This window comes from Maribacter aestuarii, assembly GCF_027474845.2.
Taxonomy (GTDB): Bacteria; Bacteroidota; Bacteroidia; order Flavobacteriales; family Flavobacteriaceae; genus Maribacter; species Maribacter aestuarii.
Window position 1 is genome coordinate 334160 of record NZ_CP107031.2, and the last position, 12902, is coordinate 347061.

Below are 12902 nucleotides of genomic sequence, written 5' to 3' on the forward strand. Positions count from 1 at the left end.
ATGGTTTATTTAATGAATCGATACGTGAATTTTAATAGGAAAATATTATTAACATCCTTGATATTGCCCCTTAAATTTTCCGTAAGGCCATTATTGATGCTACCAAAGTTCGATGCGTCTTGGCTCCATACCAAATAGAACTCAGAACCGGGAGTATATTCCCAACGCAGTACCAAGTTGGATCGCCACTGTATAAAGGAGAAATCAGGCTGAGTAAATTGGTATTCTTCAACTCCATCCGAATCTTCATCAACATAATACACTCCTGAATCCAATTCTAGTTGTGTATCTTCATATTCTGTAAAGCGATTTTCAAAACGCCTTGCGACTGGGTTGGCAACATATTTGAAGTCTTGATAAATCCCTTGGGAAATGAAGGGCTGGCCCCAGTATTGCAGACTCAAGGTAGGGGTCAGGATATAATCTATCCTAAGCGGAAAACTCAGCGTTTCCTGGTCTAGTGTTCCAAGCACATATCTTGTAAAATCATCCGTATTCAACAGATTGGTGGAGACATATTGCAGGGTGTTTCTTGTTCTGGTGTAATTTGGGGAAAGGGAAACCTGAAGGGAATTAATGGGTTGATAAGTGATAAATCCTCCAACGGATGAGCTTTCGAATGAGTTCTCTCCCGCCCAAACGTATGATTTATTAATTCCAAATCGAAGTTTTTTTCGGGCATCAGAGTTCAAGGTACCGCCTACTCGATACGACTCTTCGAATTGCATTCTTGGACCGCCACGCAACCAAAAATTGGAATAGCTGATGGGTTTATAATCTACTAGAAGGTTTAACCATGTATTGTTTTTAAGGTTGAGCCATGCATTGGCATTGAAAAATAAGTCATTAAGGTTTCCACCAAAATCAAAGGCGACATAGTGGTTATAATTCAAGCGCCAGGACCGCATATTCTTTAACGGCTTTGTAGTTCTATATCCCAACCAGCCATAATATCTAAAGTCATCGGAGAGTTGTTGAAACCCAATATCATTAAGCTCCAATTCGGGTGAACGCCATGTAAGTCCAGTTTGAAATAGCCAATTCCCCTGACCTTTTCCGATTTGTATGTTTCCCCCCGTTCCTGTAAGTGAAGTTAGGCTATCATCAATGGAAAGATAATTGGCACTCTCTCGTTGAAAAAGATGGGTAATAGATGCTTGTGTTCTAAGAATAGCATTATTGCTCCCCGAAACTTTACTGAAAACCAAATTACTTTTAAAATAATATGCTCTATTTTTCCAATTGTGGGTGATGTCAATACCCCCTGTATATGCCGATTCATGAAGAAAATCAGTATTTTCATCAATGGAGCGGTTCGTGGCAGTAAAAATTCCGCCAATAAATGTGTTGTTATGATTGAAGTCTTTTTGGATTCTAGCTACCAGATAATTGGTAAAAGGCTCAACCGTTTCTTCCCTAACTCCTGCATCACCCTCAATAGTGGCCACTTCTCTTTCAGTAATGGCATCCAAGACACCTATTGACCATCCGTTCCTGGTTTTTCCACTGAATTTTGCAGCACCCAAAATTGTTGAAATATTGGGTTGTTTACTGAATTCACCTTCTCGTACGTTTGCAAAACTCTGAGGCGATCTTCCAATCCTTCGGGAATAAAACAAATTATCAAAGCCAAATGTTCTTCCACTTGTTGAGCTTGAAAATGCGTAATCGAAAATATTCTTGTTTTCTATAAAGAAAGGACGCCTTTCCTGAAAGAAAATCTGAAAACCATCAAGGGCGATGGCCGAGGGGTCGGCCTCCACCTGACCGAAATCAGGATTGATAGTAAAATCCAAGGTTAAGTCGTTCGTCACTCCCAGTTTTCCGTCAAATCCTGCATTGAACTTGGTTTCGCTTTCGGAAATCAAGGGATTATTGGTGCGTGCGCCTAATTCATTTTGTGAGGTTACTACATAGGGCTGTAATTCCAGTTGCCGTTGGGGCTTTAGGTTTTTCAATCCGTGTAATTCCCCGAACCTGCTGACCCAGCCCGGCGCGTTTTGGGGGCTTCGTTGCCAAACCGACCGCTCTTCTTTTCTAAAAAAACGCCTAGTGGATTGGATTCCCCATATCTGGTCCTTGCCTTTGCCGAATCGTATCTGGCTTAATGGAATTCGAATCTCCGCTGTCCACCCCTCTTCGTCGATATTTGTTTTAGCATACCAAATAGGATTCCAAGTGTTGTCCCAATTTTGGCCATCATTGGTAATGTATTCCTCTCCCTGTACTCCCGAAACCGATATGGTGAAAGAATAGGCGGTGCGCAAATCGCCCAAACTGCCGATGTTGATCTCGACCCAATCGCCATCAAAACCATCCCGTCTCGAAAGCCTACTGACAATCTTATCGGGTTCGGCATCATAACACCTAAATGCCACGAAAAGGTTTTTGTCATCATAAAGGATTTTGAGCTTTGATTGATGGGAAGGCGGTGTATTTTCATCCGGACTCCACTCGATATAATTTCCACTCCATTCCACCAATTCCCACGCCTTGTCGTCAATGATTCCATCGATTTTTGGGGAGTTCACATCGCCCAAATTAGTGGTGTTATATATCCTCTTCGGAACGGAATCTTGCGACTGAGATTTATGAAAAAAAAGCAAAAATAATCCCAGTACAAAAAAAAGTATTTTTTGCATATAATTGATATTCAGTAAATTGTGTTGATTTTTCTTTTTGGCTCCTATATGAAAACAGTACTTATCAAGAAGCGCAATCCATCAACTTTTGATTTGTTTTCGATAGGCATTTTTAGTTTTGATTAAATTATTTTTAAACCGAAAAAAATCGCAGCCTTTTATGACCGTACCCTTCGCAGTTACATATTCCCATTCCCAAAAACCAATATCCTTATCAATATGTCCGTTGTAAACGACGGATTGCACAGAATCATCAAACTGCATGATTTCCATAATGGCCTTCTCAACTTGTTCTTTGCCCTTCAGGCATTCCTTATTTCTTTCATAGATAGAGGGACGATACTCACAGTCCTTCGTAAAATAAGACATCACGGCAGATACGTTCTTATCGGACCAAGCATCAGCGAATCCTTTCATAATTTCCTGTGTCATCTCTTCGTATTAAAAACATCATGTTTATAATTTTCAAAATCAGGCATTTGGGGGTTTGATAGCACATTTACTATCCAAGACTTGCGCTCGTGTGCAAAAACCTCCAACTCCCAAACACATAACAGCGAATTTGTATTGTAGGGGGAAGCTGTTATGATATTTGGAGAATCAAAACTTGAAAAAAATACTTTAGTCTCGACCATCTCTCCACCAGTCCACCAATTCAACAATATCCAAACACCCTCACGAGCCTCATGTACGATGAGAAAGGCCTGTTTGTATATAGGTAATTGTGAATTCTCAATCTGTTTTAACCAAACCGGAAGATGCCTTATAATATTCTCAAATATTTCATTGGATGAGAAGTGTTCCCGATTGGTAATTTTATAAGTCTTGACCGTCCATTCATCGAAAGGAGTCCATCCACTAAAAAAAATATTCCGCGGTTTATAGGTTTCAAAAGTTGTGTTCATCGCTTTTCCGGTTTTATTAATCTATATCTCACTTTCATCTTTTCAATCTTACCCTTGTTCTTCGGTAGATGGACTTGTTTTTCCGATGCTGGATACTTGGCCAACATTACTTTAGGCCGTATCGGTCTTGGCTGAAAATTACCACCACAGCTTGGGCATACATTTTCTAAAAGGTCAAGAGCACAATCTTTACAATACGTACACTCAAAACTGCAAATCATTGCTTCTGTTGAACTGTTCGGTAAATCTTTCCCGCAATGTTCACAATTGGGTCGTATTTCTAGCATGGTCAATCGTTTAGGAGTTCCATCGCTTTTTGCATCTGCGCATCTTTATCGGATGCAAAATCACTAGCAGTGGTCTTTACCAAATAATCGGGAACGACCCCAGAATTGGGCATCTCCTTTTTGGCAAACGCACCCATAACTGGAAAATCGATTTCAATACCTGAATTGGGTAGCGTCAAAAAGACGATTTGCCCTCCATTGATTTCTCTTTGATTACCACCCGTTTCTTCACCGACTATCTTTCCTATTGCAAATTGTTTAAAGTCTCGTGCCGTGTAAAAGGCCAAGGAAGTATTGGTGGGCGCAGTAAGCAGCAATACCTCTCCTTCAAAAACAGCTTCCTTGGCGGGCTTTGGTATCCTGTTTTCCCTCTTTTCCTCAAAAACATAATATACGCCGTCCCTGGCATCAGGATTTTTTAAATTATAGAACCACGGATTTTCACCCCATGTTTTAATGTGCGGCTTTAGTATTTCAGGAAATAGTAAAAAACGAGTTCTACCTTCCCTAGGAAATAATTCCACCTTCTCTCGGTCAAATGGTAGATATGAAAAAAGTTCATTCTTCATTTCGTCCAATCCCCCGGCGTTTTTGCGAATATCGATAATGAGCTTACGAATATTCCGTTTTTTTAAGTTGACAAAAGCCGTGGCCAAAAACTCTTTATAATCAATGGTCATGGCTTTCCAACCCGAAAGTCCAAAGGAATTTAGGGTCAAAACCCCTACGCCATCCTTAATTTCAAATACCCAAGTGTCGTCCCTATGGTAGGGGAATTCAGGGTAACGTTCCGCAAGTATCTTGGCCCTTTGTTCACGATGCATTCCCGGCACATCCACCTTATATTCCTTTTCATCATGCTTCAGTAAAATGTTGAATTGGTTGTTCTTCAATCGGAATTTGAGCGGAAAAAAAACGTCGAATGCATTGTACCTAAAATCGAAACCGTCCACCTCCAGTTTTGCGATTCTATTCTTATCCGTAGCACCGTCCGCCGCCACATAGGACATCAGTTCACTTTTAATTTTAGAAACTGGAATACCGTTGATTTTCATTACCTCTGTTCCCCTTTTGAGCAGATTCTTGCTGGAAGCGTTTAATCCAACGATCATACGGTCATCGAACCATTTGAACGTGAAGGGTAATTTGTCCTCCTGTTCGTGGATGATGCTGTTCACAATCCTGCCCTGATTATTGAAACCGACCTTGGTATGATCACATTGAATGACTGCGGTCACTTTCGACATGGCCAAATAAGCGCCCCCGATCGACCTAGATTTTTTGAATTTAGCCTTCAGAGCCTGCAACTCAGCTTTGATATCCTCTTTAGATGCGTAGCGATAGGTTCCGGGATGCACCTGTAGAACCATTTCTTCCAACAAAGCGTAATCCTTCATTAGATTTTCGGAGGAAATAGCATCTAGGCTTATAATATCAACGGGCTTCTCCTTGTTCCAAATATCTGTTATTGTACTTTCCCCAAGGGGAAAAGTAAGTGTTCTATTATCGATTCCCTCCCAAGCTATGTCACCGTCTCGATCCCACACATATTTGTATTCGACCGTTTTAACATCGGCCAAAAAATCAAGTGTTATTTTTGCATTATCCAGAAATAGGGTTTTTTCCCATGACAGGGGGGCTACGCTACCCCGTATGCCCAAAACATCCATTGAGGCTTCAGGCACATCATCTACTTGAAACGTAATACTGTTATCTTGGGAAAACCCTATTTTAGCTAAAACACCAACCAATAGAGAAAAAACAAATGTTTTTTTAAATATCATTTATAAATATTTTTCCGTTATTATCTCCATATGCCATATTTCGTGACCGGTTATCGTAAATGCCGCTGCCCTTGCGGACATCGGACCGCCGTTTGCACTTCCTACCTGTATCAAATCCGTATCGCTTAAACTATTTAGAAGTGATAGGGAATGCTCCCGACCCGCTTGGAACTCTTGTATCAGTTCGTCCAGACTTTTTTCATTAGCACGTGATGGCTGGATATAAATATTTTGATTGAAACCGGCCAGTTCCGTCTTGTCATGTCTGGCAATTCGAAAACAGCGGTACATAAATATCCGCTCGGTATCGATTAGGTGTTGTAGTATTTCTTTACAGTTCCATTTATCGGTATTGTATCTATACGATAGTTTATCTTCTGGAATGTTACCGAAAAAATTGACGATCTTGATTTTCCCATTCTCAAAACTGTCTTGTAAGGATAAATTGTCATCCAATTTATAAATATACCTTCCGTAGTAAGAGTCAAATTCTTCCGGAGAAATGTCATTGGTAGTCATACCGCACGATTTTATAACACAAAGTTACTTATGAAAATCTAAACTTTTATTTATATAATTATGCAATAAATATAAATTTCCTAATTTTGTAAGGTAATACAGTAAAAAAATATTAGTAATGAACATGGACTCGATAAATTGGAAAATTTTAGAAATGTTACAAGAAAATGCAAGAGTAGCCTTAAAGGATATTGCAGCAGCCGTCGGACTTGCTTCTCCTACGGTAGCCGAGCGCATTCAAAAGTTGGAAGATGCAGGAATAATCGGATCGTATAACACAAAGGTAAACTTGGACAAATTGGGTTACTCTCTAGGGGTTTATATTTCCATCAAAATCCGATTCGGCCAAACTCCTAGATTCGAGGAGTTTATACCATCCGTACCAGAAATAAGCGAATGCCACAAATTGACAGGGAGGGACTGCATGCTGATGAAGGGACATGTTAGGGATGCCAAACATTTGGAGGATCTTAATTCCAGATTGGCGGCTTACGGAGAACTTACTACATCTTTAATTTTAAATTCAATTGTTAAAAATAAGGTTTACCAAGAGCCATTTTAACTAAGTAATATATTCTGTAAAGTGTTTACAGTTTATTATAATGATTACAATTTTAAAATCTTGGAAGATATCGTCTTTAAAAAGACTTTTTTTGAAACTTGGAAAAATAAGTTTTTCTTTTCCCAAAGTGCCGCATTCTTGGTCTCTTTAAATATTATCGCTAATTATCTTTTTATAGGAAGCTTTACGAAAACTAAATGGGCATGCAGTACTATGAGAAATTAAGCTTATGCTTTTATTTTTCGTTTTCTTTTTTGGTCCGAATCCGTGTTCCCCGAGAACCTGGACCAGCAACATCATTAAAAATGGGGGTTTGGCAAAGTGCAGGATAAAACAAGTAACCGAATAGGTCTCGCTGAAGCTTGAATTTTATAGGATTTTGGGATTTTTATAAAATATAAAACCCTGAAATTCAGGGTTTTATATTCAATTCGTCGGGGTGGCAGGATTCGAACCTGCGACCTCCGCGTCCCAAACGCGGCGCGATAACCGGGCTACGCTACACCCCGAATTGGTTATCAATTTCAATAAAAATCTATCTTCTCACACAGACTCTTGCGGAGAGACAGGGATTCGAACCCTGGGTACCCTTGTTAGGGTACGACGATTTAGCAAACCGCTCCTTTCGGCCACTCAGGCACCTCTCCTTAAAAAATATTATGAACATTCGCCCGAAAGCGGTTGCAAATGTACATTTTTTCAACCCTACAAAGCAACTATTTATTTGGATTTTTTAAAAATTTTGAACAGCACCTATTTACTCTGGATATTCAACTCTCAAATGATAAATATTCGTTAGTTTCTTTTTGAAAACCTTCTTAATCATTTCAATTTCTTTAAAAGTTATATCCGAATTTAAAAACTGGTTTAATTTCATCTGCCCAGAGATGATTTTTTCCACGAATTCATCAATTATTAAGAAAGTGGGGTCCTTAAGACTCTTAGAGGCCGCCTCTACAGAGTCTGCCATCATTAAGATGGCCGTTTCCTTTGAAAAAGGTAAAGGACCGGGGTATCTAAAATCTTCTTCATTTATATCTTCCCCCAATTCCTTTTGTTTTTTATAAAAATAATAAACCAAAGTAGTACCATGGTGCGACCTTATAAAATCAATAATTCTATCCGGAAGATTATTTTTTCTGGCCAGTTCAATTCCATTAATGACATGGTCAATTATTATACGTGCACTGTCCTTTGGGCTAATTTCATCATGCGGATTAACGTTGGTAATTTGATTCTCGGTAAAATAGTTTGCATCGTTCATTTTACCGATATCGTGATAAAGAGCACCAACGCGTACGAGCATTGCGTTGGCTCCTATTTGATTCGCAGCGGCCTCCGCTAAATTTGCCACTTGCAGCGAATGATTGAACGTACCGGGAGCCTTATTTGAGAGTTCTTTTAAGAGTTTGGAGTTCGTGTCCGAAAGCTCTAAAAGAGAAACATCGGATACGAGTCCGAAAAGTTTTTCATAAATGTAAATGAGCGGTTGTACAAACAGTGTAATCATACCATTAAGAAAAAATAGACCTAGAGTAAACCACTCAATATTGTTAAGATTTCCTTCTTGTATGATATGGAAAGCCAAATAACCCACTACATATATAAGTGTAATCTGCCCAACGGAAACGAAAAGATTAGCCCTCTTATAAAGTTCCGATACAGTAAGTATAGTAACAATCCCTGCTATGATTTGAAGAAAAATATACTCGAAACTGTTAGGAACCACAAAACCCAAAATTAGTACGGTTAGTACGTGGACAAAAAGACCTAATCGCGCATCAAAGAATGTTTTAAGTACAAGGGGTAGAATACAAAGAGGCACTACAAAGACATAAGCTTCATTATATTTTACCATCATCGTAGTAATGAATACCAATAAAAGAATATTAAAAAAGATAAACGTAACCTTCGTATTGTTGGCATAGACCTCTTTTCTGTATTTCTTAAGAAACAAGAAAAGCATTATGAGTACTAATGCTACCAGTACCGTGTAACCGGCAAGAATAAAATAATAGTTATTTGCGGTCCATAGTTCCGACTCATATTCAGCCTTTAATGACTCTAAAATCTTGAGATTTTCAGCCTCCACAACCTCTCCCTTGGCAATTATCAATTTACCTTCATCGACCATCCCCCTCAAATAAGAAATATCATTTAAAGCATCCTCTTTTGCCTTTTGAGATAAATCCTTATCATAAAGCACATTAGGAGCGATTAAATCAAAAAAAGTTTTTGAAATTCGCTCTCATACATCTGCAGGTTTTTTTCTTTTAGAACAGTCTTTATGTATTCATCGGCGGTAGTTACCCGGTGAAACTCAGAAATAGGAACTTTGACCGCCTCATTGTTCCTAATTAAAAACATAAAACTATGCCCCTTCAACCCACCTGACTTTTCCAAAATCCCAGGCTTGTAGAGGGAGTCTAAAATAGTCTTCGAAATATTCCGTAAATAGGTAATGCTGCGTTTTGGCAGGTTACTCTCGGACCATTGGCTGTCAAACTTGGTATTGAACTGAGAATAGACCTCATCTACAATCTGTTGGTTATACCTGAAGTAAGGCAGCTGGTTTTCAGAAATCTGTCTCTTTTCTTCCGCAACTTCTTGGTCGGTTTTCTTTATGGAGAAATCAAAAGGGGCGTATAAATTTTCAAACTGCCATGGCTTTCCTTTTTGAAATTCATATTTAAATTTCCCTCCCTTTGGAAAGAAAAAAACGATGAATCCCACAGCCACCACATATAGAATATACTTATATATCAGCGACTGATTTTTGTAAAGATTGTCCAAGAGATAAGATTAGTAGTGAATTCTTCAAAAATAGAAAATTATAAACTGAAATTAAGGAATTGACCGCATTACAATAGGTTTGGATAAGAATTTATTAATTTCGCCACGATTAATCATGTAGACATATGAAAGAGGTAGTTATAGTTTCCGCAGTTAGGACCCCAATTGGTAGTTTTATGGGAGCGCTTTCAACGGTTCCGGCCCCTAAATTAGGTACTGTGGCCATTAAGGGCGCTTTAGAAAAAATTAATTTAGACCCAGCATTGGTAGAAGAGGTACTTATGGGCAATGTTGTACAAGCTGGAACCGGGCAGGCTCCGGCAAGGCAAGCTGCCATTTATGCAGGAATACCAGATACAGTACCATGCACTACAATAAATAAGGTATGTGCCTCTGGAATGAAAGCAGTTATGCAGGCGGCACAATCCATCGCCCTTGGTGATGCATCGATAATTGTTGCAGGAGGAATGGAAAACATGAGTCTTATTCCGCACTATGTGCATCTAAGAACGGCTACGAAGTTCGGGCCTTCTTCGCTAACCGATGGTATGCAAAAAGATGGCCTGGTAGATGTATATGATCAGAATGCCATGGGCGTATGTGCTGATGCCTGTGCAACAAAATATGAATTTACACGGGAAGACCAGGATAATTTTGCCATCCAATCCTACAAGAGGTCAGCAGCCGCGTGGAAAAAGGGCAATTTCAAAAACGAGGTTGTACCCGTTGCCGTTCCACAGAGAAGAGGGGAACCGATTATGGTGGAGGAAGATGAGGAATATAAAAATGTTATACTGGAAAAAATCCCCAATCTACGACCTGCTTTTTCAAAAGACGGTACCGTAACAGCAGCAAACGCTTCCACTATAAACGACGGTGCCGCTGCACTTATTTTAATGAGTGCGGATAAGGCCAAGGAACTGAACCTAAAACCACTAGCAACGATTAAGGGTTATGCAGATGCTGCACAGGAACCAAAATGGTTCACCACGGCGCCGGCAAAGGCATTACCGAAAGCACTTTCTAAGGCAGGGATTGCTATGGAAAAAGTAGATTATTATGAGTTCAATGAAGCATTTTCGGTTGTAGGTCTTGCCAATATGAAATTATTGGGCCTAAGTGATGATAAAGTAAATGTTAATGGAGGTGCCGTTTCTCTTGGACATCCCCTAGGATGTTCGGGAGCAAGAATTTTAGTGACCTTGCTCAACGTTCTAGGACAGAACAATGGCAAAATTGGGGCTGCTGCTATTTGTAATGGTGGCGGAGGCGCATCGGCAATCATTTTGGAAAGGACCTAATTTTCCGGAAAACTAATTCATGCAATACGGTATCTGCCCACTTAGTGTTATTCCGGTAAGAAATGCTCCTGAAGCATCCGCTGAGATGACTTCCCAATTATTATTCGGAGAACATTTCAAAATTCTTGAATCTCGCAAATATTGGTCAAAAATAAGAACGGCTCATGATAAACTGGAAGGTTGGGTACTAAATGGACAAATTGATTTTATTTCAAAAGATGAATATGAGAAAATTCAGCACTCAGAAGAAAATGAACATTGTACGGATTTAATATCCTATGTTGAAAGTAATACCGGTATTCTAATCCCCATTCTTCTTGGGTCTTCAATTATTAAATCAAAAAGACTACCCACCAGCTTTGAGGGCAGCAGTATCAAATCAAAACAGGAAAAGAACAATTTAGTAAAAATTGCTTTGCTCTATTTGAACTCGCCGGATCTGTGGGGAGGTAGGTCTCCCTTTGGAATAGATTCCGCAGGATTCACGCAAATAGTTTATAAAATTAATGGCTATAACATACAGCGCACTGCCTATGACCAGTCAGCACAAGGTGTTGCATTGAGCTTCGTGGAAGAAAGCGAGCCAGGGGATTTAGCCTTTTTCGATAATGCATCGGGAACCATAGACCATGTAGGAATTATTATGGAAAACAACTATATTATCCATGTTAACGGCAGGGTTAGAATAGACCGCTTGGACCATACGGGAATTTTTAATAACGACATTAGGAACTATACCCATCAACTTCGTGTCATTAAAAAAGTAATATAAAAAAAGGCCCTTGCAAAAGGACCTTCTATTTTTTTGAATAATCACGTAACCTATTCTCCGAGTAACTTTTTTACTCTCATAAAGTTTTCGTTGTCTCCCATTGCCCCATATATATTTTTTAACTGTGTCAGTACTGCTTGATTATCTGGATTGGTCTTTAAGGCGGCCTCTAGGATTCCAGCACCTTCTGTAAACAAATCATCCTTTTTAGTCTTTAGTTCATCATATTTGGCAATGTCCGCACGAGAATTACCTAATGAATTCATCTCATCTATCAATCCGTTTCCTTCATTCACGTATGTTGTTGATAGATTCAAGTATGCATTGGTATAACCAGGATTTAGCTCAATTGCCTTTTTGTAAGATTTTCTAGCCTCTTCAAAATCACCTTGCTCCATACTAATCACACCTACATTGTAGTGCAAATCTGGGTTATCAGGTGCAACAGAAATTGCCTCTGCCATTAAAGATTTAAATTTCTCCTTGTCCCCCATTTTAAAATACAAGTTGGCCTCGTTCAAAATAAGGTTTACATCATTAGGATCGTTGGCTCTTGCCGCTTTATATGCATCCAGAGCTTCGTCATCTTTTCCAAGTTGCGTATAAATTAAAGCTGTGTTTTTTACAATTTCGGCTTTTTTAGACGGAGTTTTCTCATCGATCGGGTCGGAGTAGGCACCGGATTTAACCATTAAATCTCTTTGCACCTTATCCATTTCCTCAACCTCCCCGGAAGCGACATTGGTTGCCTTATAAACAATTCCACTACCATCGTATCCTATATCTTGTAATTCTTTGTAATATTTCAGAGCTTGCTCATAATGACCTCCGTTTACTGCACTACTGGCAGCATAATAAAGATAAGAAGTATCTCGTGGGCTTATTTTATAGCTCATATATAATTTTTCAGCCGCCTCTTTAAACTTCTTATTTCCATTATCTGTTACCGCGGAATTGACCAAATCTGCCGTCAAGGATGCGATATATTGATTTGTTTCATCTGAATATTTAGCTTTTCCCGAAGCTTCTTCCAAGGCTAACACCTTTTTGAAGGAGTCTACGGCTTCCTGAAAAGCACTGTCGTTGCCTTTCTTAGCTAAATCCGTATAAATCTTCCCTCTAGTGAAATAGTATTGGGCTTGTAACTTCTCATCTGCTGCTCCAATTGATCCCGCCGCAGACTCAATCGCCGTTTTGGCGGCAGCGGCATCACCATCCTTTAATGCTTTTTCAGCATCTTTTATTTCGCTTTTCTGTGCGAAACCAACCATTGTGAAGGAAAGTGCCGCAAGTATTAAAATATTAGTTTTCATTTTTGATATATTAATTATTAGTGT

10 protein-coding genes, 2 tRNA genes and 1 pseudogene are annotated in these 12902 nt (G+C 39.3%); 3 read left to right on the forward strand and 10 right to left on the reverse strand.

The window, feature by feature from the left end; all coding sequences use genetic code 11:
- Positions 1-5: 5 nt before the first annotated feature.
- The 6 genes from N8A89_RS01405 to N8A89_RS01430 form a co-directional block, all read right to left on the reverse strand.
- Positions 6-2642: a DUF5916 domain-containing protein gene (locus tag N8A89_RS01405; protein WP_289644744.1), complete on the reverse strand. Its 2637-nt coding sequence runs from the start codon at positions 2640-2642 to the stop codon at positions 6-8.
- Between the two features lie 81 nt (positions 2643-2723).
- The gene (locus N8A89_RS01410; protein WP_281540655.1) at positions 2724-3074 is read right to left on the reverse strand and encodes a nuclear transport factor 2 family protein; all 351 of its coding nucleotides are present in this window, start codon (positions 3072-3074) and stop codon (positions 2724-2726) included.
- Complete coding sequence (locus N8A89_RS01415) at positions 3071-3547, reverse strand: hypothetical protein (protein WP_289644745.1); 477 nt, start codon at positions 3545-3547, stop codon at positions 3071-3073. Before N8A89_RS01415 ends, N8A89_RS01410 begins: the two co-directional genes overlap by 4 nt.
- Entirely contained in the window at positions 3544-3834 is a 291-nt protein-coding gene (locus N8A89_RS01420) for a DUF1272 domain-containing protein (protein ID WP_281540656.1), read from the reverse strand. Before N8A89_RS01420 ends, N8A89_RS01415 begins: the two co-directional genes overlap by 4 nt.
- A gap of 2 nt (positions 3835-3836) precedes the next feature.
- Complete coding sequence (locus N8A89_RS01425; RefSeq protein ID WP_289644746.1) at positions 3837-5618, reverse strand: S41 family peptidase; 1782 nt, start codon at positions 5616-5618, stop codon at positions 3837-3839.
- Entirely contained in the window at positions 5619-6137 is a 519-nt protein-coding gene (locus N8A89_RS01430; protein ID WP_281540660.1) for a DinB family protein, read from the reverse strand.
- Positions 6138-6261: 124 nt separating this feature from the next.
- Here N8A89_RS01430 and N8A89_RS01435 point away from each other — a divergent pair, with 124 nt between their 5' ends.
- A complete protein-coding gene (locus N8A89_RS01435; protein WP_281540661.1) occupies positions 6262-6699 on the forward strand; it encodes an Lrp/AsnC family transcriptional regulator in 438 nt (145 codons plus the stop codon).
- 434 nt (positions 6700-7133) lie between these two features.
- Here the strand turns inward: N8A89_RS01435 and N8A89_RS01440 are convergent.
- From N8A89_RS01440 to N8A89_RS01450, 3 genes and pseudogenes are all read right to left on the reverse strand, one after another.
- A tRNA-Pro gene (locus N8A89_RS01440) sits at positions 7134-7208 on the reverse strand.
- 49 nt (positions 7209-7257) lie between these two features.
- Positions 7258-7346: transfer RNA gene (locus N8A89_RS01445), tRNA-Ser, on the reverse strand.
- Between the two features lie 110 nt (positions 7347-7456).
- A pseudogene (locus tag N8A89_RS01450) lies at positions 7457-9492 on the reverse strand (HD family phosphohydrolase).
- Positions 9493-9617: 125 nt separating this feature from the next.
- Between N8A89_RS01450 and N8A89_RS01455 the strand changes: the two are divergent.
- Both N8A89_RS01455 and N8A89_RS01460 read left to right on the forward strand, forming a co-directional pair.
- Positions 9618-10793 carry an acetyl-CoA C-acyltransferase gene (locus N8A89_RS01455; protein WP_281540662.1) on the forward strand — a complete coding sequence of 392 codons (1176 nt, stop codon included), beginning with the start codon at positions 9618-9620 and terminating at the stop codon, positions 10791-10793.
- A 19-nt stretch (positions 10794-10812) separates the two neighbouring features.
- Positions 10813-11565 (forward strand): C40 family peptidase, encoded by a 753-nt coding sequence (locus N8A89_RS01460; protein ID WP_281540663.1) that lies wholly within the window; start codon positions 10813-10815, stop codon positions 11563-11565.
- 50 nt (positions 11566-11615) lie between these two features.
- On the opposite strand, the gene N8A89_RS01465 is transcribed toward N8A89_RS01460, so the two are convergent.
- Positions 11616-12878, reverse strand: a complete 1263-nt coding sequence (locus N8A89_RS01465) for a tetratricopeptide repeat protein (protein ID WP_281540664.1) — start codon at positions 12876-12878, stop codon at positions 11616-11618.
- Positions 12879-12902: the final 24 nt, after the last annotated feature.